Source organism: Agilicoccus flavus (assembly GCF_014857905.1).
In the GTDB taxonomy this organism is placed as follows: domain Bacteria; phylum Actinomycetota; class Actinomycetes; order Actinomycetales; family Dermatophilaceae; genus Agilicoccus; species Agilicoccus flavus.
In genome coordinates this window covers 1-21,668 of the sequence record NZ_JACYXE010000001.1, presented here as the reverse complement: position 1 = coordinate 21,668, position 21,668 = coordinate 1, and the positions used below count along the sequence as shown (strand labels likewise).

The 21,668-nt window shown below is 73.2% G+C and carries 17 protein-coding genes and 1 tRNA gene; 8 read left to right on the top strand and 10 right to left on the bottom strand.

Annotated elements, in window-relative coordinates; translation table 11 throughout:
* The first annotated feature begins 136 nt into the window (after positions 1–136).
* The 6 genes from ICW24_RS19475 (at position 137) to ICW24_RS00065 (ending at position 6,025) form a co-directional block, all read left to right on the top strand.
* Positions 137–1,696 (top strand): methyl-accepting chemotaxis protein, encoded by a 1,560-nt coding sequence (locus tag ICW24_RS19475; RefSeq protein ID WP_226343686.1) that lies wholly within the window; start codon positions 137–139, stop codon positions 1,694–1,696.
* A gap of 243 nt (positions 1,697–1,939) precedes the next feature.
* Positions 1,940–2,131, top strand: a complete 192-nt coding sequence (locus tag ICW24_RS00085; RefSeq protein WP_226343685.1) for a YjfB family protein — start codon at positions 1,940–1,942, stop codon at positions 2,129–2,131.
* A 133-nt stretch (positions 2,132–2,264) separates the two neighbouring features.
* A complete protein-coding gene (gene tmk, locus ICW24_RS00080) occupies positions 2,265–2,954 on the top strand; it encodes a dTMP kinase (protein WP_226343684.1) in 690 nt (229 codons plus the stop codon).
* Entirely contained in the window at positions 2,951–4,093 is a 1,143-nt protein-coding gene (locus tag ICW24_RS00075) for a DNA polymerase III subunit delta' (RefSeq protein ID WP_226343683.1), read from the top strand. Before tmk ends, ICW24_RS00075 begins: the two co-directional genes overlap by 4 nt.
* Before the next feature lie 194 nt (positions 4,094–4,287).
* Positions 4,288–5,811 (top strand): alpha/beta hydrolase, encoded by a 1,524-nt coding sequence (locus tag ICW24_RS00070; RefSeq protein WP_226343682.1) that lies wholly within the window; start codon positions 4,288–4,290, stop codon positions 5,809–5,811.
* A gap of 140 nt (positions 5,812–5,951) precedes the next feature.
* Positions 5,952–6,025, top strand: a tRNA-Thr gene (locus ICW24_RS00065).
* A gap of 54 nt (positions 6,026–6,079) precedes the next feature.
* Here ICW24_RS00065 and ICW24_RS00060 read toward each other — a convergent pair.
* Positions 6,080–6,634: a MarR family winged helix-turn-helix transcriptional regulator gene (locus ICW24_RS00060; RefSeq protein ID WP_226343681.1), complete on the bottom strand. Its 555-nt coding sequence runs from the start codon at positions 6,632–6,634 to the stop codon at positions 6,080–6,082.
* Between the two features lie 58 nt (positions 6,635–6,692).
* On the opposite strand from ICW24_RS00060, the gene ICW24_RS00055 reads away from it, so the two are divergent.
* Entirely contained in the window at positions 6,693–8,852 is a 2,160-nt protein-coding gene (locus ICW24_RS00055; protein WP_226343680.1) for an MMPL family transporter, read from the top strand.
* Positions 8,853–8,873: 21 nt separating this feature from the next.
* Here ICW24_RS00055 and ICW24_RS00050 read toward each other — a convergent pair whose 3' ends face one another.
* On the bottom strand, positions 8,874–10,187 hold the full coding sequence (locus ICW24_RS00050) for an SLC13 family permease (RefSeq protein ID WP_226343679.1): 1,314 nt from the start codon (positions 10,185–10,187) through the stop codon (positions 8,874–8,876).
* 302 nt (positions 10,188–10,489) lie between these two features.
* On the opposite strand from ICW24_RS00050, the gene ICW24_RS00045 reads away from it, so the two are divergent.
* On the top strand, positions 10,490–11,752 hold the full coding sequence (locus ICW24_RS00045) for a C40 family peptidase (RefSeq protein WP_226343678.1): 1,263 nt from the start codon (positions 10,490–10,492) through the stop codon (positions 11,750–11,752).
* Between the two features lies 1 nt (position 11,753).
* Here ICW24_RS00045 and ICW24_RS00040 read toward each other — a convergent pair whose 3' ends face one another.
* The 8 genes from ICW24_RS00040 to ICW24_RS00005 form a co-directional block, all read right to left on the bottom strand.
* Positions 11,754–13,259 carry a rhamnulokinase gene (locus ICW24_RS00040; protein ID WP_226343677.1) on the bottom strand — a complete coding sequence of 502 codons (1,506 nt, stop codon included), beginning with the start codon at positions 13,257–13,259 and terminating at the stop codon, positions 11,754–11,756.
* 4 nt (positions 13,260–13,263) lie between these two features.
* Positions 13,264–14,442, bottom strand: a complete 1,179-nt coding sequence (gene rhaI / locus ICW24_RS00035; protein ID WP_226343676.1) for an L-rhamnose isomerase — start codon at positions 14,440–14,442, stop codon at positions 13,264–13,266.
* 68 nt (positions 14,443–14,510) lie between these two features.
* On the bottom strand, positions 14,511–14,879 hold the full coding sequence (locus ICW24_RS00030; RefSeq protein ID WP_226343675.1) for an L-rhamnose mutarotase: 369 nt from the start codon (positions 14,877–14,879) through the stop codon (positions 14,511–14,513).
* A gap of 107 nt (positions 14,880–14,986) precedes the next feature.
* Positions 14,987–16,099 (bottom strand): ABC transporter permease, encoded by a 1,113-nt coding sequence (locus ICW24_RS00025; protein ID WP_226343674.1) that lies wholly within the window; start codon positions 16,097–16,099, stop codon positions 14,987–14,989.
* Positions 16,096–17,130 carry an ABC transporter permease gene (locus ICW24_RS00020; protein ID WP_226343673.1) on the bottom strand — a complete coding sequence of 345 codons (1,035 nt, stop codon included), beginning with the start codon at positions 17,128–17,130 and terminating at the stop codon, positions 16,096–16,098. Before ICW24_RS00020 ends, ICW24_RS00025 begins: the two co-directional genes overlap by 4 nt.
* Positions 17,127–18,695 carry a sugar ABC transporter ATP-binding protein gene (locus ICW24_RS00015; protein ID WP_226343672.1) on the bottom strand — a complete coding sequence of 523 codons (1,569 nt, stop codon included), beginning with the start codon at positions 18,693–18,695 and terminating at the stop codon, positions 17,127–17,129. Before ICW24_RS00015 ends, ICW24_RS00020 begins: the two co-directional genes overlap by 4 nt.
* Positions 18,696–18,698: 3 nt before the next feature.
* Positions 18,699–19,763, bottom strand: a complete 1,065-nt coding sequence (locus ICW24_RS00010; RefSeq protein WP_226343671.1) for an autoinducer 2 ABC transporter substrate-binding protein — start codon at positions 19,761–19,763, stop codon at positions 18,699–18,701.
* Between the two features lie 163 nt (positions 19,764–19,926).
* The coding region (locus ICW24_RS00005) for a family 78 glycoside hydrolase catalytic domain (protein WP_226343670.1) at positions 19,927–21,668 on the bottom strand (1,742 nt) is incomplete at its 5' end.

The following is a 21,668-nucleotide window of genomic DNA, read 5'->3' as shown; positions in this document are numbered from 1 at the left end:
GGGGGCGGATCGGGGCCGCGTCGGACCCGGACGGGGGCGGACCGTCGCGTCGAGGTGCTCAGATCGAGGGGCCGGTGGCCGATTTCTCCAGGCGAACGGGCGCAAGGAGTGTCGCCCGCCATGACGAGGGGTAACTGTGATCCGTCAACGCAAGAAGGTGCTCGAGCCGACCTCCAGCGCCGCCCATGACGAGGAGCTGACGGGCTACGTCGAGGCCCTCAGCACCGTGGCCGAGCGCATGACCTCGGCCGGCAACTCGACCGACGTCATCCAGTCGGCGCTCGACGTCATCCGGGACGCGTTCCAGGTCACCTACGCCTCGTGCTGGTGGATCGACCCGAAGGACGGCGTCCTCAAGTTCCGCCAGGAGTCGGGCACCGTCAGCCCCGAGTTCCGCAACGTCACCCTGAGCGCGACCTTCGCCCGCGGCGTCGGTCTCGCCGGCCGGGTGTGGCAGCAGCGCCAGCTCGTGTTCGCGCCCGACCTGTCCGAGGTCCGCGACTGCGTCCGCGCCCCCGTCGCGAGCCGCAGCGGGATCCTGTCCGCGGTCGCCTTCCCCCTCATCCGTGAGGGCGAGGTCGTCGGCACGATGGACTTCATGGCGGACCCGAACCACACGCCCGGACCCGTCCGCCAGTCGGTCCTCGGCTGCGCCGGCAAGCTCGTGTCGCAGGCGCTCGAGCGGGTGCTCGAGGGTGAGCGTCGCTCCGAGATGGAGCACGACATGGCCGCCATCAACGCCGTCGTCCGCGAGATCGCCGAGTCCTCCACCGAGGAGCAGGCCATCAAGTCGGCGCTCGACACGACGCGCAAGGAGTTCGGCTGGGAGTACGGCTCGTTCTGGGCCCTCGACCTCAACGAGCGCGTCCTGCGCAACAGCCTCGAGTCCGGCAGCGCCGGCGAGGAGTTCCGCCGCGTCACCCGCGAGGCGACGTTCGCCGAGGGTGTCGGCGTGGCCGGGCGCGCCTGGCGCTCCCGCGACATGGTCTTCGAGCCCGACCTCGGCGTCGTCAGCGACTGCGTCCGCGCACCCGCCGCGCAGCGCGCCGGCGTGAAGTCGGGGGTCTGCCTGCCGATCATCGTCCACAACGACGTCGTCGGCACGATGGACTTCTTCACGACGAAGGACATCGTCCTCACCCAGGACCGCGAGCGGGCGCTGCGCAACACGGCGTTCCTCGTGTCCAACGCGATCGAGCGCCACCGCGCCCAGAGCCGCACCGAGACCGCGGGCCAGGAGCTGCTCAGCTCGATCACCGAGGTGGAGCGCAACGTGCTCGAGGCGAGCAACGTCGCCGCGGACGCGCAGCGGCTCACCGAGGAGGCCAGCAAGATCGTCAACAGCCTCAACACGAGCTCGGTCGAGATCGGCAACGTCGTGAAGGTCATCACGAGCATCGCCGAGCAGACCAACCTCCTCGCGCTCAACGCGACGATCGAGGCGGCCCGGGCGGGCGACGCGGGCAAGGGCTTCGCCGTCGTCGCGAACGAGGTCAAGGACCTCGCCCGCGAGACCGCCAAGGCGACCGAGGAGGTCGACTCCAAGGTGTCGGCGATCCAGAGCGACGCCGGGTCCGTCGTGCACGCCCTCCAGGGCGTCGCGCAGACCGTCGAGCGCATCAACGAGGCGCAGAACATCATCTCGGGGGTGCTCACCGAGCAGTCCGCGGTGACGCGCAGCGTGCTCGGCGCCTGACCCGAGCCGGCCCACGCCGAAGGCCGCCCCCGACGACGTCGGGGGCGGCCTTCGCGTGTCCCGGGGCGACCCCAGCGGACCGCGTGACGCGGCCGGAGCGGGGCGCGGCAGGGCGCGGGTCGGTAGCTCGCGCAACGGTGTCCGGGCGCTCGTCCGGGAGCCCTCAGATGCCGCTGACCTGGGCCGATGGGACGCGCGCAAGGGGCATGAGGCCCACCCCGAAACAGCACTCGAGGAGCAGACATGGATGTCGCCGCACTGGCGCAGACGATCCTTTCGAGCCGCACCGCGGCCGCCGCGCAGGACGCGCAGGTGTCCGTGCTGAAGAAGGTCATGGACAGCCAGACCGACGCCGCCGCCCGCCTCATCGACGCGATGTCGCTGCCGCTGGCCACCGACGGCCCGCTCGGCACGAACGTCAACACCTACGCCTGACCACGCCCCCGCCCGACCCGCCCCCGCCCGACACGCCCGCCCGACACGCCCCGGCGCGTCGGACGTCGGCGCGGGCCTCGCCCGTCGCCGGACGGTCGGGGACGGTGTCGGTGCCCTCCCCTAGGCTGCCGCCGTGAGCACCTTCCCCGTTCCGTCCACCGCCTCGGCGCCGAGGTCGGCCGCGAGCCACGCAGACGGGGTGTTCGTCGTCCTCGAGGGCGGCGACGGGGCCGGCAAGACCACCCAGATCGAGCGTCTGGCCGCCTGGCTGGCGGAGGCGGGCCGGCCGCCGGTCCTGACGCGGGAGCCGGGCGGCACGCCGCTGGGCGTGGAGGTCCGCCGGCTCCTCCTGCACGGCGACGCCGTCGGCCCGCGCGCCGAGGCCCTCCTCTTCGCGGCCGACCGGGCCCACCACGTCGACACCGTCGTGCGTCCCGCCCTCGCGGCGGGCCGGGTGGTCGTCTCCGACCGCTACCTCGACTCCTCGGTCGCCTACCAGGGCGCGGGGCGCGACCTGCCGGCCGAGCACGTCCGCGACCTCTCCCTGTGGGCGACCGGCGGGCTGCTGCCCGACCTCACGGTGCTGCTCGACATCGACCCCGGGCAGGGGCGCGCCCGGCGAGGTGAGGTCCACGACCGGCTCGAGTCCGAGCCCGACGACTTCCACGCCCGCGTCCGGGCCCACTTCCTGGCCCTCGCCGCCGCCGAGCCGGGGCGGTACCTCGTCCTCGACGCGGCCCGCCCCGCCGACGACCTCGCGGGCGAGGTGCGGCATCGACTCGCGCCCCTGCTCGGCCTCGCGGCCCCCGGGGAGGTGTCGTGAGCGTCTGGGCCGACCTCGTCGGGCAGAGCAGGACGGTCGACACGCTGACGCGGGCCGTCGCCGACCCCGGCTCGATGACCCACGCGTGGCTGTTCACCGGGCCGCCGGGGTCGGGCCGGTCCAACGCGGCGCGCGCCTTCGCCGCCGCCCTGCTGTGCGAGCGGGGCGGCTGCGGGCAGTGCCACGAGTGCCGGACCGCGCTCGACGGGACGCACGCCGACGTCGACGTCGTGGCCACCCAGGGGCTGTCCATCCAGGTGGCCCGGGCCCGCGAGCTCGCCGACGCCGCCGCCCACCGGCCGTCGGTCGGGGCGTGGCGCGTCATCATCGTCGAGGACGCCGACCGCCTCACCGAACGCGCGGCCGACGCCCTGCTCAAGGCCATCGAGGAGCCCGTCGCCCGCACCGTCTGGGTCCTGTGCGCCCCCGCCCTCGAGGACGTCATCATCACCCTGCGCAGCCGCAGCCGGCACGTGCGCCTGCGCACCCCGCCGGTCCGCGACGTGGCCGACCTCCTCGTGCGGCGCGACGGCGTCGACCCCTCGATGGCCATGTACGCGGCGCGGGCCGCCCAGAGCCACATCGGGCTCGCCCGGCGACTCGCGCGGGACGAGGGCGCCCGCATCCGCCGCCGCGACGTCGTGCGCATGAGCACCCGCATCCGCACGACGGTCGACGCGCTCGCCGCCGCGGCCGACCTCGCCTCGATCGCGGGGGAGGAGACGACCGCGTCCTCCACCGAGCGCGACGCCGCCGAGCGCACCAAGCTCCTCGAGACCCTCGGGGCCGATCCGGCGGCCCGGACCCAGCCGCCCGCGGTGCGGGCCAGGCTGGCCGCGCTCGAGAAGGAGCAGAAGACGCGCGCCACCCGCTTCGCGCGCGACGTCGTCGACCGCTCCCTCGTCGACCTCATGTCGGCCTACCGCGACGCGCTGCTGCTCCATCTGGGTTCGCCCGTCGACCTCGTCAACGAGGACCTGCGCCCCGACGTCGAGAAGGTCGCTCATGCGATGGACCCGACGCAGCTGCTCGCCGCCATGGACGCGATCACGACCGCCCGCGAGCGCATCGAGGCGAACGTGCCACCGCTGCTCGCCCTCGAGGCGATGGCGGTGTCGCTGCGGCTCCCGCGCCGCTGAACGGTCGGCGGGCCGCCCGCGGGGCCGTCGGTGCGCAACCGCGCGCCGGAGGTCGTGAGGTGGGGTGAGCGCCCGGTAGCGTGGAGCGACGCCCGGTTCCCCCGGTCGGCGCGCCGCCGCCGTCGACTCCAGGCCCCGGTACGACACGTGAGAGGACAGTCGTGGCCCGACGTACTTCCCGCAGGTGGTGGGCGATGGCCGCCGCCGTGACGATGGCGGCGTCGGGCTGCTCGACCGGCCCCGGGGCCGCGACGCCCGACCCCACGAGCCAGGCCGCGGCGACCCGGCCGCCGCAGGGGCAGGAGGCGCTCGCCTCCTTCTACGAGCAGAAGCTGTCCTGGTCGGACTGCGCCACGCCCAACGCCCCCGACGCGCAGTGCGCCGACGTCTCCGTCCCGCTCGACTACGCGAAACCGACCGGCGGGTCCACGAAGCTGCGGATGCTCAAGGTGCCCGCCTCCTCCGGCAAGGCGACGAACGGCGCGATGCTCGTCAACCCCGGCGGGCCGGGCGGATCCGCGGTCGACTACGCGGCCGCGGCGGACCTCATCGTCACCTCCGACGTGCGGCGCACCTTCGACCTCGTCGGTGTCGACCCCCGCGGGGTCGGTCACTCCACCCCCATCACGTGCATCGACGCCGCCGAGATGGACGACATGATCGGGCTCGACCCCACCCCCGACGACCAGGCCGAGGACGACGCCCTGCGCGACCAGGCGCGGGCGTTCGGCAAGGCCTGCCTGACGAAGTACCCGCAGCTCCTGCCGCACGTGTCGACGCTCGACGCCGCGAAGGACATGGACATCGCCCGCGCCACCCTCGCGAGCCCGAAGCTCAACTACCTCGGCAAGTCGTACGGGACGTTCCTCGGCGCGACGTACGCGGGCCTGTTCCCCGCCAACGTGGGCCGGTTCGTCCTCGACGGCGCCATCGCGCCCGACCTGACCAACGACGAGGTCAACCTCGGCCAGGCCGAGGGGTTCGAGCGGGCGACGCGCGCCTACGTCAAGCACTGCATCGCCGAGGGCGACTGCCCGCTCGGCGCCGACGAGGAGCGCGCCATGTCGCGGCTGCGGGAGTTCCTGCGCGACGTCGACGCCCGGCCGCTGCCGGTCAGCGACGGTGCCGGCGTCTCGAAGCTCACCGAGGGCTGGGCCTCCACCGGGCTCGCGCAGGCCATGTACAGCCAGGAGCTGTGGGACGGTCTCACCGACGCGCTGCGCAACGGCCTCAAGGGCGACGGCACGACGCTGTTCAACCTCGCCGAGCAGTACGCGGGCCGCGAGGACGGCAGGTACACGAGCAATATCATGCAGGTCATCTCGGCCGTCAACTGCCTGGACCGGGGCTCCAAGCCCGCCGACCTCGCGACGATGGAGGCCAAGGAGAAGCAGTTCGCCGCCAAGGCGCCCACGTGGGGCCCGTTCATGGCGTGGGGCTCCTCGACGTGCGAGACGTGGCCCGTGCCCCCGGTCGACCGACCCGAGAAGATCACCGCCGCCGGCAGCGGACCGATCGTCGTCGTCGGCACCACGCGCGACCCCGCCACCCCCTACGAGTGGGCGCAGCGTCTCGCCTCCGAGCTCGAGAACGGCCACCTCGTCACGCGCGACGGCGACGGCCACACCGGTTACGTCATGGGCAACACGTGCGTCGACCGCGCCGTCGACGCCTACCTGCTGCAGGGGAAGACACCGGCCGCGAACACGTCCTGCTGATCCTGCTCGCCCGACCCGTGCGGCCCGGTCACCGCTGGATGCTCTCGGTCGCGCTCCCTCCGACTCGCAGGCTCGTCTGATTTGGGAGTCCACGGGAGCGATCGGTATAGTCGTGAGTCGCACCGGCCACTCGGTGCAGCGCCGCTTTAGCTCAGTCGGCCAGAGCGATTCACTCGTAATGAATAGGTCGTCGGTTCGATTCCGACAAGCGGCTCGGAAAAGGCCCCCCACCGTGCGGTGGGGGGCCTTTCCGATGCCCGGACGGCCCTCACGCCTCGCCCGTGTCCTCCGTCGCGGCCGGGTCGGTGATCTGGGCGTCGTACGCGCGCAGCGCCCCCGTCACGGCGCGCAGGACGCGGGTCGCGGCCTCGAGGTCGGCGTCGGGGAGGCCGACCAGCGCGCGGTGCTGATGGGCGCCGAGGGGGCCGAAGAAGTCGGTGGCGACCTCGCGGCCGTGGTCGGCGTAGCGCAGGATCACGCGGCGCCCGTCGGAGGGGTCGCGGTCGCGGATGACGTGACCGGCGCGGCCGAGCCGGTCCAGCAGATACGTCACGGCGCCGCTGCTCAGCCCGAGGTGGGCGCCCAGGACGCCCGGGGTCACCGGGTCGCCGCGCAGCTCGCTGACGTGGATGAGGCTGAGGGCGCGGAAGTCGGTGTCGTGCAGGTCGTGGCCCGCGGCGAAGGTCCGCCCGAGGTGCTGGGCCGCGTCCGAGAGGGAGGCGACCTGCTCCGCGACCGATCGTTCCAGGACGGCCCGTTCCGGTGCGGCCCGTTCCGGTGCGGCGCGATCGAGCGCGGCGCGGTCGTCGGTCGGGTCGGGCACCCGGCGATCCTAACCCGCCCGGCTTGGCATTTCTCTCAGTCGCTGAGATAGTTGCGGCATGCCATCTTCGACCCGGCCGCCGGCCGACCCCACCGCCGTCCGCCCCGTCGACGCGCAGACGGGTAAGCGGCGCGACGAGCGCGGCCCCTGGTGGGGGCTGGGCGGCCTCGTCTCCTCGCGGGCGGGGGCGTGGGTCGTGCTCCTCCTCGGCGTCCTGCTCTCCGGGGCCGTGTTCGCGGCGGGGTCGTCGTCGAGCTCCACCGCCCCGGACTCCCGCCCCGCCGACGCCGAGTCGTCGCGGGTCGAGGCCCTGCTCGCGACCTTCCCCGACGGCGACGTCGCGCCGGCCATCGCCGTGTACTCCCGGGCCGACGGGGGCGAACTGACGGGGGCCGACCTCGCGGCGGCGGCCCAGTCCCGCTCGCGGATGTACACCGTCGACCGGGGCGTGGCCGGGGCCGCCGACGAGGGCGCGCAGGCGGCCCCCGTCGTCCCCTCCCCGGATCGGAAGGCCACGCTCGCGATCGTGCCGGTGAGCACCGACCGCACCGGCGGGGACCTCGCCGACGTCGTCGCGGACCTGCGCACGCAGGCCGCGACAGGCCTCCCGGCCGGGCTGGTCGTGCAGGTCACCGGCGGCCCGGCGTTCGGCGCCGACACCGCCGGCGCCTTCGCCGGGGCCGACCTGCGGCTGCTCCTCGTCACGGCGGCCGTCGTGGCGGTGCTCCTGCTGCTCACCTACCGCTCCCCGGTCCTCTGGCTCGTCCCCCTGCTCGTCGTCGGCCTCGCCGACCGGGTCGCCCAGATCCTCGCGGGGCACGTCGGCGACGGCCTCGGGCTCTCCCTCGACGGGTCGACGACGGGCATCACGAGCGTCCTCGTCTTCGGCGCCGGCACGAACTACGCCCTCCTGCTCGTCTCCCGCTACCGGGAGGAGCTGCGCCGCGAGACCGACCACCGCCGCGCGCTGCGCCGAGCGCTCCGCCACACGGGGCCTGCGGTGCTCGCCTCCAACGTCACCGTCGTCCTCGCCCTGGCGACGCTGCTCGTCGCGGCCATCCCCAGCACCCGCATCCTCGGCGTGGCGGCGGCGACGGGCCTGCTCGTGGCGCTCGCGTACGCGGTGCTCCTGCTGCCCGCCGCGCTCGCCGTCTGCGGGCGGGGGCTGTTCTGGCCGTTCGTCCCGCGCGCCGGCGACCCCGACCCGGCCGCCGGCGGCGGCTGGTACCGACTGGCCTCGGGTGTCGCCCGCCGGCCGGTGCTCGTCCTCGGCATCACGGTCCCGCTCCTGTTCGTCTGCGCCCTCGGCCTGTCGGGGGTCCGCATCGGCCTCGAACAGACCCAGCAGTTCCGGGTGGCCGCGCAGTCGGTCGACGGGTTCGAGACGCTGCGCGCGCACTACCCGGCGGGTCAGGTGAATCCCACGACCGTCCTCGCACGGACGGACTCCTCGGCGGCGGTGCGCTCGACGATCACCGAGACGCCCGGGGTGGTGGGGGTGCGCCCGACGGGCTCGACCGCCGACGGCCTGACCCGCTGGCAGGTCGTGCTCGGCGCCGACCCGGCCTCGCCGGGGGCCTTCGACGCCGTGCAGGCCCTCCGCGACCGGCTCGGCGCGATCCCCGGCGCGCAGGCGCTCGTCGGTGGCTCCGACGCGGCCCAGCTCGACAGCCGCGACGCGGCCCGGGGCGACCTGCTGCGCATCGTGCCCCTCATCCTCGGGGTCGTCCTGCTCGTCCTGTTCGCCCTGCTGCGGGCCGTGGTCGGACCCCTGCTGCTCATCGCGGCGACGACCCTCAGCGCGGTGGCGGCGATCGGGGCGGGGGCGTGGCTGAGCACCCGCGTGTTCGGTTTCCCCGGCCTCGAGACCTCGGTGCTGCTGTTCTCGTTCCTCTTCCTCGTCGCCCTCGGCGTCGACTACACGATCTTCCTCGTCACGCGCGCGAGCGAGGAGGCGGCCGAGCACGGCACGCGCACCGGCATCGTGCGAGCGGTGGCCCTCACCGGCGGCGTCATCACGAGCGCCGGCGTCGTGCTCGCGGCCGTGTTCGTCGTGCTGGGGGTGCTGCCGCTCATCACGCTCACGCAGATCGGCATCACGGTCGGCATCGGCATCCTGCTCGACACCTTCGTCGTGCGGACCGTCGTCATCCCCGCGCTGTTCACGCTCGTCGGCCCGCGGGTGTGGTGGCCGTCGACGCCCGCCGCTGACCGCTGAGGTCGGCGGCGGGCGGGACCCTCACCAGCCCGGCAGGACCACGGCGGCCCAGACGAGCAGGGGGCCGACGAGGGTGACGATGGCGGCGTAGCCGAGGACCTGCTTGTAGAACCGTTCCTCGGTGATGGTGTCGGGCCGGTTGGCCACCATGAGGGCGCCGTTCGTCGAGTACGGGCTGACGTCGACGATCGTCGAGGCGACCGACAGCGCCGCGGCGATCGCGACGGGGCTCACGTCCCCGCTGCGGATGAGCGGGATGGCGATGGGGATGATGATCGGCAGCAGCGCGGTCGAGGAGGCGAAGGCCGAGACGATGCCGCCGACATAGCAGAGCACGAGCGCCCCGAGGACCGCCGTCGAGAAGCCCGCGGCCCACGTGCCGACGTACTCGGGGGCCCCGGCCTCCTCGAGGACGGCGGCGAAGGTGCTGACGCCGGCGACGAGGAGCACGGTGGCCCAGGCGATCTGGGAGACGGCGCCCTTCTGCTCCCGGGGGAACATGGCCGTGAGCAGGACGGCGCCCGTGATCGAGGTGAAGCCGATGTTCTTGTCGAAGACGAGCGAGAGCCCCGCGACGGCGATGAACATGAACAGCGTGATGAGCTGAGCGGTGGTCGCCTTCCCGTGGCCCGCGCCCGCGCCGGTCTCGGCGGAGACCGCGGTGGCGCCGCCGGGGCTCGGCAGCGAGGCGTGCGCGGCATCGGTGTCGACGGCGGCGTCGACGCGGCCCCCGCGGGCCAGGTTCCGCCCGAGCACGGCGTAGAGCAGGGCCGCGATGAGCAGGTTGACGACGAAGCTCACGGCGAAGACGGCGATCTCGTTGGTCGGCAAGCCGTTCTCGGCCATGACCGAGTTGGTGATCGTCCCGTAGATGCTGATGGGGGAGAAGCCGCCCGCCTGGGCGCCGTGGACGACGAACATGCCCATGAGCAGCGGGTTGATGCCGAACGCGCCCGCGAAGCCGAGGGCGACGGGTCCGACGATGGCGCACGCAGCGGGGCTCGCGGCCCCGATCGCGGTGAGCAGGGCCGTGACCCCGAACATCACCCACGGGATGAGAGCCACCCGACCGCCGACCAGCTTCACGGCCGACCGGACGATGAGATCGACCGTCCCGTTGTTCTTCGCGATGGCGAACAGATACGTGACGCCGACGAGCGTGAGGACGAGGTCGCCGCTCATCCCGCCGATGATGTCCTTCTCCTTCATGTCGAGGGAGAACATGCCCACGAGCCACGCCGCGACGAACGCGAGGGCCCCCATGTTGATGGGCAACACCGTGCCGACGACGAAGAGCAGCACGAGGGCGATGATCGATACCCATTCGGGGGTCATGCAGGGCTCCGGTTCTGCCGCGCGACGGGCTCGGACACCCGGTGCGCAGGGGGTTCAGGGGGGAGGGGACGGGACAGCCAACTCGGTGGAGCGATCCCTTGTCAACGCGGCCGCCAGGGGTCGGGACGGGGAAGGGTCAAGGGATCCCCTCGATTTCGTTCGGATGTGGTCGATGTCGTCCATGAGAGGCGTGTGTCGCGCGGCGATCCGGCCGCGCCCGCGCACACTGAACGGGCGGGTGCCACCCGGGGGCGGGGAACGTGGCGCCGCGTCCTCGGCGACACCAGGGTGGAAGGTTCTTCATGCTCGATCGACGATCGCGCGCGCGTGCCGCGGCGACCATCAGTCTCATCGCGTTGGCCACGGCGGGCGCGGTGGGTCCGCATTCCGCCGCCCACGCCGAACCGACCCCGCCACCGGCGCCCACCCAGGGGCAGGTCGACGCGGCGAAGGCCGCCGCGGCCCGGGCCGCCGCCCGCGCGGTCGCGCTCCAGCGGGAACTCGACGCCGCCGAGACCCGTCTCGACGCGGTGAGCGACCGCGCAGCAGCCGCCGCCGAGGCCTACAACGGCGCCCGCGTGCTCCTCGCGACCCGGACCGCGGAGGCGGACGCCGCCGTCCGCGCGGCCTCGGCGACCGCCCGGTCCGCGCTCGCGGCCAAGGACGACGTCGACGACCTCGCCGCCCACACGTACATGGCCGGTGGCAGCCTCGGCGCGTTCGGCACGATCCTCGGCCTCGTCGAGGGCACCGGGGACGTCGCGCGCAACGCCGCCGACCTCGACGCCGTCACCGGCTTCCGCGACGCCACCCTCGTGTCCGCGCAGACCTCGGCGGCCCGGGCGGCCGCCGCCCAGCGGGCCGCCGCGGCCGCGCACCTGCGCCAGAAGGCGGCCGCCACGGCCGCGCAGGACGCGTTCGCCGCCGCGCAGACGGAGCAGGAGGCGGCGGCCGCCGAGCAGACCGCGCTGGAGACCCGGCGCACGGCCCTCGTCGCCGAGCTCGCCCGCCTCAACCGCACGTCGGCCGCCCTCGAACAGCAGCGTCAGGACGCGCTCGCCGCCGCCCGCGCCAAGGCCGAGGCGCGAGCGCGAGCCCGGGCCGCCGCCGCGGCCGCCGCCGCACGAGCCACCGCGGCGAGCGCCGCCCCGGGCGCCCGGTCGGCGTCGGTGTCGGCCCCGCAGGACCTGCCGGAGCCCGACTCGGACTCCGCCCGCACCGCCATCGAGTTCGCGAAGGCCCAGCTCGGCGAGATGTACCTGTGGGCCGCGGCCGGTCCCGACCGCTGGGACTGCTCCGGTCTCACCCAGGGGGCGTGGAAGGCCGCCGGACACGGCCTCACGCACTGGTCGGTCGCGCAGTACCGCGAGACCGCGCGCGTGCCCGTCTCGGACCTGGCCCCCGGCGACCTCGTCTTCTTCGGCGGGAGCCCGTCGACGATCCACCACGTCGGCCTCTACGTCGGCGACGGGATGATGATCGAGGCCCCGCGCAGCGGGAAGCCGGTGCGCTATTCCTCGATCTACCGCTCCTCCCTGCTGCCTCACGGCGGACGGGTCGGCTGAGTCAGCTCCGGAAGCGGTCGCGGAACCGGCGCTCGGCGTCGGCCCACGCGTCGGCGGCCTCGGGGTCGGGCTCGTACCGGCGGGTCTTCGTCGACGCGTCGACGATCCGGCGCAGGGCGTTCCGATCCCCGGTGATGGCCCCGGTCGCCCGGGCCTGGACGAGCACGTTGCCCATCGCGGTGCCCTCCTCCGGGCCGGCGACGACCGGGAGGCCGGTGGCGTCGGCGGTGAGCCGGCACAGGAGCTCGTTGCGGACCCCGCCGCCGACCATGTGGACGACGTCGACCTCGCGCCCCGCGAGGGAGCACGCCTGGGCGATCGCGAGCCGGTAGGCGAGGGCGAGCGAGTCGAGGATGGTGCGGGTCACCTGCGCGGGGGTCGTCGGGACGGGCTGGCCGCTCGCTCGGGCGGCCTCGGCGATCCGGTCCGGCATGTCGCCGGGGGCGAGGAACTGCTCGCCGTCGAGGTCGACGAGCGTGCGGCGCGGCGCCTCCTGCGCCGCCTGCCCGAGGAGGCCCGGCAGGTCCAACCCGAGGCGCTGCTCCTCCCAGGTGCGCAGGGACTCGTTGAGGACCCACAGGCCCATGACGTTGCGCAGGTAGCGGACGGTCCCGTCGACGCCGAGCTCGTTGGAGAAGTTGCCCTCGTAGGAGGCCCGCGTGAGCACCGGCTCGTCGAGCTCGAGGCCGACGAGCGACCACGTGCCGCACGAGACGTACGCGAACCGGTCGTGTCGCGCCGGGACCGCGAGGACCGCCGAGGCGGTGTCGTGGGACGCGACCGCGACGAGCGGGGTCGGCTCCCCGCCGGGGGTCTGCAGGCCGCCGACCTGCCCGCGCACCGGCCCGAGGACGGTGCCGGGCTCGACGAGCTCGGGCAGCAGCCGCGCGGCCGGCACCCCGAACTCCCGCTCGAGGGCTTCGCAGAGCCGTGGGCTCCAGCGCCGGCTGCGGGCGTCGAGGAGCCCCGTCGTCGACGCGTTCGTCACCTCGGCCACCCGGCGACCCGACAACCAGTGGCCCAGCAGGTCGGGCATGAGCAGGGCCGACTCGGCCCCGGCCAGGGTGCGGGGGTCGTCGGCGACGAGCTGGAACATCGTGTTGAACGCGTGGTACTGGACCCCGCTCGTCGCGTACGTCTCGACGGGGTCGAGGACCGCGAGGACGCGCTCGCGGACCCCGTCGAGGCGCCCGCAGCGGTAGCTCGCCGGGTTCGCCGACAGCGCCCCCCGGGCGTCGAGGAGCCCGTAGTCGACCCCCCACGTGTCGATGCCGACGCCGTCGAGCGGGCCGACGTCGTGCGCGGCCGCCCGCAGGCCGCGCACGATCTCGCGCCACAGGCCGAGCACGTCCCAGTGGAGGCGGGGCCCGACCCCGGTGGGCACCTCGACCGGCCCGTTGTCGAAGCGGGCGGTCTCGACGAGGTCGATCCGGTCCCCGTCGAGGACGCCCGCGATGACCCGTCCGCTCGAGGCGCCCAGGTCGACGGCGGCGTAGACACGCTCCATCGGCTCAGGCGCCCCAGCCGGCCTGAGCGCCACCGACCCGCTCGTCGGCGATGCGGGCGAGATAGCCGGACTCGAGGAACGCGCGCATCGGGTCGGGCGCCAGGCCCTTCTCCTCGCGCAGCTGGGCGAGGAGGGGGCGGACGTCGGTGTTGTACGCGTCCATGAGGACGGCGTTGGCGGCGAGGACGTCGCCCGCGGTCTGCGCGGCGCGCAGCGCGTCGGCGTCGACGAGCAGCGCCTTGGCGGTCGCCTCCTGGACGTTCATCACCGAGCGGATCTGGCCGGGGATCTTGTCCTCGATGTTGTGGCACTGGTCGAGCATGAAGTTGACGCCGGAGTCGGCCGCGAGCGCACCGGCTCGGACGATCTCGTGCATGATCCGGAAGAGCTGGAAGGGGTCGGCGGCGCCGACCATGAGGTCGTCGTCGGCGTAGAAGCGGCTGTTGAAGTCGAACGCGCCGAGCCGCCCGATGCGCAGCAGCTGCGCGACGATGAACTCGATGTTCGTGCCCGGCGCGTGGTGGCCGGTGTCGAGCACGACCATCGCCTGGTCCCCGAGGGCCATGCAGTGCAGCAGCGAGGTGCCCCAGTCGGGGATGTCGGTGGAGTAGAACGCGGGCTCGAAGAACTTGTACTCGAGGATGATCCGCATCTCGGGGTCGAGGGCGGCGTAGATCTGCGCCAGCCCCTCGGCGAGCCGCTCCTGGCGGGCGCGCAGGTCGTCCTGCCCGGGGTAGTTGAGGCCGTCGGCGAGCCAGATCTTCAGGTCGGTGCTGCCGGTCTCGCGCATGACGTCGAGGCAGGCGATGTGGTGCGCGACCGCCTTGGCCCGGACCGACGGGTCGGGGTTGCACAGGGAGCCGAGCTTGTAGTCGTCGTCCTGGAAGACGTTGGAGTTGATCGCCCCGATCGCGACGTCGAGCTCCTTGGCGTGCCGCGTCAGCTCCGACATGTCGTCCACGCGGTCCCACGGGATGTGCAGCGAGACGCGCGGCGCGGCCCCGGTGAAGGCGTTGACCTGCGCGGCGTCCGCGATCTTCTCGAACGGATCGCGCGGCGTGCCGGGCGACCCGAAGACCTTGAAGCGGGTGCCGGAGTTGCCGAACGCCCAGCTCGGCAGCTCGATGGTCTGCTCGGTCAGGAGCGTGCGGGCCCGGTCGTCGAGCTGGCTCAGGTCGGTCATCGTCGATGCCTTTCGCGGTGGGGTGGGGGCGGCTGGGGGGCGGTGCCGCTCAGGTCGGGTGGCGGTGCTCAGGGCAGGTAGAAGTACTGCGACAGCAGCCGGGGCGTGCCGCCGTCGGAGGTGAAGTAGTCGGCCATGCCCGCCTGCCAGCGTGCGTCGACCTCCTGACCGGACATCGCCTCCATGGCCTGCGCGGTCGTCGTGCCGGGCCGGGTCTCGAAGTAGCCGACGACGAGCCCGTCCTGCGGGTCGACGAAGAGGGAGTAGTGCTGCCAGCCGCAGTCGGTGAGCGCCTGGCGCATGTCGCTCCACACGTGCTCGTGCGCCTCGAGGTACGGCTCGAGCCGCTCGGGGCGCACCCTCAGCAGGAAGCAGGCGCGCTGCGGCGAGCTCATCGCGCTCGCGGCGAGCCGGCGTGTCACTCCGGTGTCGACCACGGTGCCTCCTTCGTCGGGGACGTCGTCCCAGCAACCTAGCATTGATACGTTTCAAGCGGAAGACGTGAGGAATGCGGTCGAGCGAACCCGGGCTCAGGGAGGGGCGGTCAGTCGGCCACGCCGTACCGCCGTCCCGCGAAGCCGTTGAGCAGGGCCGCGGCGACGAGGACGACGCCGAGGGCGAGGAGTTGGTACTGCGAGCCCTCGTTGCCGACGAAGGCGAGCAGGATGCCGGCGTTGAGCCACACGATGAGCAGCGTCGCCAGGACGACGCCGGCGACCCGGCCGATGCCGCCGGTGATGGCGACCCCGCCGAGCACGGCGATGGTGATGGCCGGCAGCGCCATGCCGTTGCCCGAGACGCCGGCGTCGGGCCGGGCCGAGGCGAACTGGGCGACGGTGACGACCGCGACGAGCCCGGAGATGAGCCCGGCCAGGGCGTAGGCGCCGAAGCGCGTCGCGCGCACCGGCTGGCCCGCCCACAGCGAGGCGACGTCGTTCGTGCCCACGGCGTAGAGGCGCCGGCCGTACGTCGTCCGCGCGAGCAGCAGCCACACGATGAGGACCGTCGGGAGCAGGAAGGTGAAGATCCCCAGCGGCACGTCCGGGATCTGCCCGCCGATGACGGGGATCTCGACCGAGCGCGTCAGCGAGTACAGCTCCTGGATCGGCGGGGTCGAGATCGGGGACTGCTGGTTGACGACGATCGCGAGGGACTTGAAGGCGTAGAACGTCGCCAGCGTCGCGATGAGCGCGGGGAAACCGATGTAGGCGACGAGGAACCCGTTGAGGGCCCCGCACAGCGCGCCGAAGCCGGCCGTCGCGACGACGGCGAGCCACAACGGCCAGCCCCACTGGCCGTACATGAACCCGAACACCATCCCCGACAGCGCGACGATCGCGCCGACCGACAGGTCGATGCCGCCGCGGCCCGAGAGGATGACGAGCAGCTCGGCCAGGGCGAGCATCGCCAGGGGCACGGCGTTGATGAGCGAGGCGCTCAGGTAGTCGGGGTCGTAGGGCGCGGTGAGGTAGCCGCCCGCGTCGAGGGCGACGTAGGAGAGGACGACGACGACGATGAGAACGGCGAGAAGGGTGATCCGCTGGGTGAGGACCGCCCGCAGCGCTCGGGCACCGATCGAGTCGCCACGCTCGGCCGCCGCCGGCCGGGGCGCCGGGTCGGGGCCGGCCGGGGTCGGCGCCTGCGTCGAGGTGCTCATGCCGCGGCTCCCTTCGCGCGCAGGCGTCGTCGTCGGGCGCGCTCGCGCAGCAGGTCGGCGCCGACGGCGACGATGATGAAGATGCCGACGAAGAGGTCGGACAGCTGCGAGGGCCAGCCGAGCTGCGTGACGCCCGAGGTGACGGTCTGGACGAGCAGGGCGCCGAGGACGGTCCCGAGCACCGACCCGCGCCCGCCCATGATCGACGTGCCGCCGATGACGACGGCCGCGATGACGGCGAGCTCCTTGCCGTTGCCGACGGACTGGTCGAGCGAGGAGGTGCCCTGGGCGATGAGGAAGCACGAGGCCAGCCCGACGAGCAGGCCCGTGACGACGTACGCGGCGAGGATGCGCCCCCGCACGTCGATGCCCGCGAGCCGGGCCGCCTGCGCGTCGCCGCCGATGGCGTAGAAATGCCGCCCTCCGGCGGTGTGGCGCAGGTACCACCACGCGATGGCCGCGATGAGCAGCGTGAGGACGAAGGCGTGCGGGACGCCGAGGGTGCGCCCGGCGACGCCGCGGCCGAAGAACTGCAGCGTCGAGGGGATGCCGTTGACCGTGCGCGAGGCGAAGATCTGGAGGCCGACGAAGAGGAAGACGTTCATCGTGCCGAACGTGATGATGATCGCGTGGACGCGGCCGTAGGCGATGAGCAGGCCGTTCACGAGGCCGAGCAGCCCCCCGACGGCGACGGAGAGCCCGAGGGCGAGGGGCAGCGCGAGCTCGAAGGCGACGAGCGCCTTCGCGGTCACCACAGCGCAGACCATCATCATCCCGCCGACCGAGACGTCGATGCCGCCGGTGATGATGACGATCGTCATGCCGATCCCGGCCAGGGCGATGGGCGCGGTGGCGACGAGCAGGGGCTGGATCGATCCGGCGCTGGCGAACGCCGGGGTCGTCAGCGCGAGGACGACCCACATGAGCGCGATGACGGCGACGAGCACGAGCTCCTGCCCCGCGATCGGGGGCGGCAGGACGCGCGCGCGTCGCGTCGGCCGGGGCGAGGTCGGGGGGGCCGTCGTCGTCATGAGTCCTGCTCGGGATCGGAGGCGTCGGAGGGATCGTCGTGGCCGGCGGCCGCGGCGAGGACGTCGACCTGCGTCGCGTCGGGCCCGAACTCCACCGTTGTCGTGCCGCCGCGCACGACGACGAGTCGGTCGGCGACGCGCAGGGCCTCGGGCAGGTCGGAGGTGACGACGAGCACGGCGGTCCCCTCGGCGGCGAGCTCGGCGATGATCTTGTGGATCTCCTCCTTCGCGCCGATGTCGACGCCCTGGGTCGGTTCGGCGAGCACGAGCACCTCGGGTCGGCTGACGAGCTGGCGGGCGAGCACGACCTTCTGGGCGTTGCCGCCCGACATCGCGCCGATCGCCTGCTTCTCGCTCGGCGTCTTCACGGCCAGGCGCTTGATGAGGTCGCGGGCGACGGTCCGCTCGGCGGCGCGATCGACCCAGAAGCCGGCCTTGGAGAGCCGGTCGAGGTGCCCGGCGGAGATGTTGAAGGCGATCGACTGGAAGGAGAACATGCCCTCCTGCTTGCGGTTCGCCGGGAGGAGCGCGATGCCGAGGCGCTTGGCGTGGCCGGGGTTCTTCGGCCGCACCTGCCGGCCGGCGAGCGTGATCGTCCCCGACGTCGCCCGGTCGATCCCGTAGACGCACGCCGCGATCTCCGAGACGCCCGAGCCGACGAGACCGTAGAGGCCGACGACCTCGCCGGGCCGCACCGCCACGTCGACGTCGTGGAAGGCGCCGACCCGGCCCAGCCCGGACAGCTCCAGCGCCGGCGTGTCCTGCGTCGGGGCCCGGACCGCCTTCTCCTGCGTGAGGATGCCGCCGACCATGAGCTCGGCGACGCGGCGCACGGTGAGGTCCCCGATGGGATAGGTGCCGATCGTCGCGCCGTCGCGCATCACGGTGACCTCGTCGGCGATCCGGAAGAGCTCGTCGAGCCGGTGGCTGATGTAGATGACGCTCACCCCGGAGGCGACGAGCCGCCGCACGACGGTGAAGAGGACGTCGATCTCGGCGTCGGTGAGGATCGCCGACGGCTCGTCGAGGATGAGGATCCGCGCGTTGCCGACGAGTGCCTTGGCGATGGAGACCTGCTGCTGGGTCGCGATCGGCAGGTCCGCGACGGTGGCGGTCGCCACGCGCGGCGGGAGGCCGAGCAGGTCGAGCACGTCGACGACCTGCGCGTGCTGGGCGGCCCAGTCGACGCGGGCGCCCCGCCGCACCTCCCGCCCGATGAAGATGTTCTCCGAGACGGTGAGTTCGCCGAAGAGCTGCGGCTCCTGGTAGACGGTGGCGATCCCGAGCGCGAGGGCGTCGCTCGTCCCGCGGATCGAGGCGGGGGAGCCGTCGACCTCGATGTCGCCGGTGTCGGGCGTCTCGACGCCGGCGAGGATCTTGATCATCGTCGACTTGCCGGCGCCGTTCTCGCCCACGAGGGCGTGGACCGTCCCGGGACGGACGACGAGATCGGCCTGCCGGATGGCCCGCACCGCGCCGAATCGCTTGGAGATCCCCGTCATCGCGAGCCGGGCGGGGGCGTCGGGCCCCGCCCCCGGCCGCGACGACGTCACGGTCGACGTCATCGGTCAGTAGTTGAACTGGTCGACGTTGTCCTTCGTGATCTCCAGGGCCGGGCCGAGGAGCAGCATCTTCGTCGCCGAGTCGAACGCCACGTCGGGCAGCTTGTCGTTGACCTTGTTCTTCGCGGCGAGGGTCTTGCCCTCGGCGAGCTGCGCGCCGGTCCACGCCGTGAGATACCCGAGGTTCTCGACGTCCCAGAGGATCGAGGCGCTCGAGGAGCCGTCGGTGAGGTACGGCTTCATCGACTGCGGGGTGCCGAGGCCGACGGTGAAGACCTTGCCGATCTTGCCCGCGTCCTTCACGGCCTGGGCGACGCCGGGGGCCGAGCTCGTGCACTCGCCGACGAGGCCGGTGAGGTCGGGGTGGGCGTTCATGAGGTCGGTCGCCATCTGCGTCGCCTTGGCCTGGTCCTCGCCGGCGTAGACGACGTCGACGATCTTGGCCTGGGGGTACTTCTTGGCCGTGTAGTCGCGCTGCACCTTGATCCACGCGTTGAGGTTCTCGGCCGTCTGGCCGCACGAGACGATCGCGTAGGTGCCCTTGTCGCCCATCGCCTCGAGGAGGGAGTCGGTGAGCCCCTCGCCGATGCCCTGGGCCGTCGCCTGGTTGACGAAGACCTCGCGCACCGAGTTCGGCGCGTCGGTGTCGGAGGTCGCCACGGAGATGCCGGCGTCCTTGGCCTGCTTGAGCAGCGGGGCCATCGAGTCGGGGTCGTTGGGGGCGACGATGATGGCGTCGACCTTCTGCTGGATGAACGACCGGACGATGTCGGCCTGCGCGGCCGCGTCCGCCTGCGTCGGGCCCTGGTAGAGCCACTCGATCGTGCCCATCTCCTCGGCGGCCTTCTTGCCGCCGGCGTTCATCGCCTCGAAGTAGGGGATGCCCTGCAGCTTGGGCACGAAGGCGACCTTGGCCTTCGCGCCGCCACCCGCGCTCGCGCTCGTCGCCGCGCCCGTGGCGGGCGCGCCGCCGTAGGACGAAGAATCGTTCTTCTTCGTGCAGGCCGCCGCGGGGAGGATCCCCAGAGCGACGACGGCGAGCATGGCGCTGGTCCGGCGGATCGGAGTCATCGTTGTCTCCCTGGTACGGCGGCGCGGGGCCGCGGTGGTGACGTGCGCGAACCGCGACGTCGCGAGGTCGACCCTGGAGCGAGCTGACCACCTAGGCGGTATTGAAACGTCTCACACCGCGCCTGACAAGGCCCTGATGGAAACGTGACGCGATCGTGTCCCCTCAGGCGCCGGTGAAGGTGTGGGCACCGGAGGTCACGGCGTGGGTGCTGCCGTCCGGGAGCTCGACCGTGGCCTCGACGCCGTCCGGCACGACGACCTCGACGGCGTAGCCGTCGCCCTCCCGGCGCCAGCCGCACTCGATCCGGCCGTGCGGGGAGTCGAGAGTGGCCTTGGCCCAGTCGAGGCCGGGCCCGGGGGTGGGCTTGAACAGGACTCCCGCGTAGCCGGGCGCGGCGGGGCGGAGGCCGGCGACGACCTGGTAGAGCCAGTCGGCGACGGTGCCGAGGGCGTAGTGGTTGAAGCTCGTCATCTCGCCGGGATTGATGGTGCCGTCGGGGAGCATCGAGTCCCAGCGCTCCCAGATCGTGGTGGCGCCCATCGTCACGGGGTAGAGCCAGCTCGGGCACGCCTTCTCGAGCAGGAGCCGGTAGGCGGCGTCGACGTGCCCGGTCTCCGAGAGGGCCCACGTGACGTAGGGCGTGCCGGCGAATCCGGTGGTCACCGTGTAGTCGCGCTCGGCGACGACCTGCGCGAGCCGTTCCCCGGCCGCCGCCTGCCGGGGTTCGTCGAGCAGCCCGAAGCAGATGGCCAGGGCGTAGACGGTGGCGCAGTCCGAGGTGATCCGCCCGTCGTGCGTCACGTAGTGCGCGACGAACGCCGCGCGGGTCCGCTCGGCCAGCGCCTCCCAGCGCGCCGCGTCCTCGACCTTGCCCAGTTCGCACGCGCTGAAGGCCGCGAACCGGGCGGAGCGGTAGAGGCAGGCCGTCGCGACGACGCCCTTGTCCGCCTTGGCGGCGGCGGGGTCGTGCGGGGAGGCGTCGGGGTCGAGCCAGTCCCCGAACTGGAAGCCGGTGTCCCACAGCCCGTTCGGCGAGAGCGCCTTCTCGACCGAGTCCAGGTGCAGGACCATGCCCGGGTAGTGGGCGGCCAGCCGGTCGCGGTCGCCGTAGGCGTGCCACAGGGCCTGTGGCACCCAGACCGCCGCGTCGCCCCACACTGCCGTGGGCCCCTGCCACGAGCTGCCGAACTCCACGTCGGAGGACGCGAAGTCGGCGTACTTCAGAGGATCCGGCACGACGTAGGGCACATGGCCGGCCGGGTGGTGGGCCGTCTCGACCTCGAGGTCGACGAGCCACTTGTGCAGGAAGTCGGCCGTGTCGAACTGGTAGCTCGCGGTCGCGGCGTAGGCGGCGATGTCGCCGGTCCACCCGAGTCGCTCGTCGCGCTGGGGGCAGTCGGTCGGCACGTCGAGGAAGTTGCCCTTCTGGCCCCAGACCGAGTTGCTCACCAGCTGGTTCACGAGCGGGTCGGAGCACTCGAACCACCCGGTGCGCCGCATGTCCGAGTGGACCACGACGGCCTCGAGCGCGTCCGGGGTGAGCTGCCCGGGAAAGCCCGTGACCTCCGCGTACCGGAACCCGTGGAACGTCAGCGTCGGCTCGAAGACGTCCTCGCCGCCGGAGAGCACGAACGTGTCGGTGGCCTTGGCGCCCCGCAGCGGACGGGTGCCGAGCTCCTCGTGCTCGAGCACCTCCGCGTGCCGGACGACGACCTCGGTCCCGGCGTCCGCCCCGGCCGGGACGCGCATCCGGATCCAGCCGACGAGGTTCTGACCGAAGTCGACGAGCGTCGCCCCCGACGGCGACTCCCAGATGCGCACCGGCGCGATCGTCTCCTGCCGGGTGATGAGCGGGCCCACCTGCGGCACGAGGGTCCCCCGGTCGAGGTCGGTCTCGCGCACGG

What these genes read in the sequence shown, in the direction of transcription:
- ICW24_RS00010 (WP_226343671.1), bottom strand. Translation starts at nt 19,763, where the DNA reads ATGACTCCGATCCGCCGGACCAGCGCCATGCTCGCCGTCGTCGCTCTG.
- rhaI (WP_226343676.1), bottom strand. Translation starts at nt 14,442, where the DNA reads ATGACCGACCTGAGCCAGCTCGACGACCGGGCCCGCACGCTCCTGACC.
- ICW24_RS00025 (WP_226343674.1), bottom strand. Translation starts at nt 16,099, where the DNA reads ATGAGCACCTCGACGCAGGCGCCGACCCCGGCCGGCCCCGACCCGGCG.
- ICW24_RS00050 (WP_226343679.1), bottom strand. Translation starts at nt 10,187, where the DNA reads ATGACCCCCGAATGGGTATCGATCATCGCCCTCGTGCTGCTCTTCGTC.
- ICW24_RS00040 (WP_226343677.1), bottom strand. Translation starts at nt 13,259, where the DNA reads ATGGAGCGTGTCTACGCCGCCGTCGACCTGGGCGCCTCGAGCGGACGG.
- ICW24_RS00085 (WP_226343685.1), top strand. Translation starts at nt 1,940, where the DNA reads ATGGATGTCGCCGCACTGGCGCAGACGATCCTTTCGAGCCGCACCGCG.
- ICW24_RS00045 (WP_226343678.1), top strand. Translation starts at nt 10,490, where the DNA reads ATGCTCGATCGACGATCGCGCGCGCGTGCCGCGGCGACCATCAGTCTC.
- ICW24_RS00070 (WP_226343682.1), top strand. Translation starts at nt 4,288, where the DNA reads ATGGCCGCCGCCGTGACGATGGCGGCGTCGGGCTGCTCGACCGGCCCC.
- ICW24_RS00020 (WP_226343673.1), bottom strand. Translation starts at nt 17,130, where the DNA reads ATGACGACGACGGCCCCCCCGACCTCGCCCCGGCCGACGCGACGCGCG.
- ICW24_RS00015 (WP_226343672.1), bottom strand. Translation starts at nt 18,695, where the DNA reads ATGACGTCGACCGTGACGTCGTCGCGGCCGGGGGCGGGGCCCGACGCC.
- ICW24_RS00055 (WP_226343680.1), top strand. Translation starts at nt 6,693, where the DNA reads ATGCCATCTTCGACCCGGCCGCCGGCCGACCCCACCGCCGTCCGCCCC.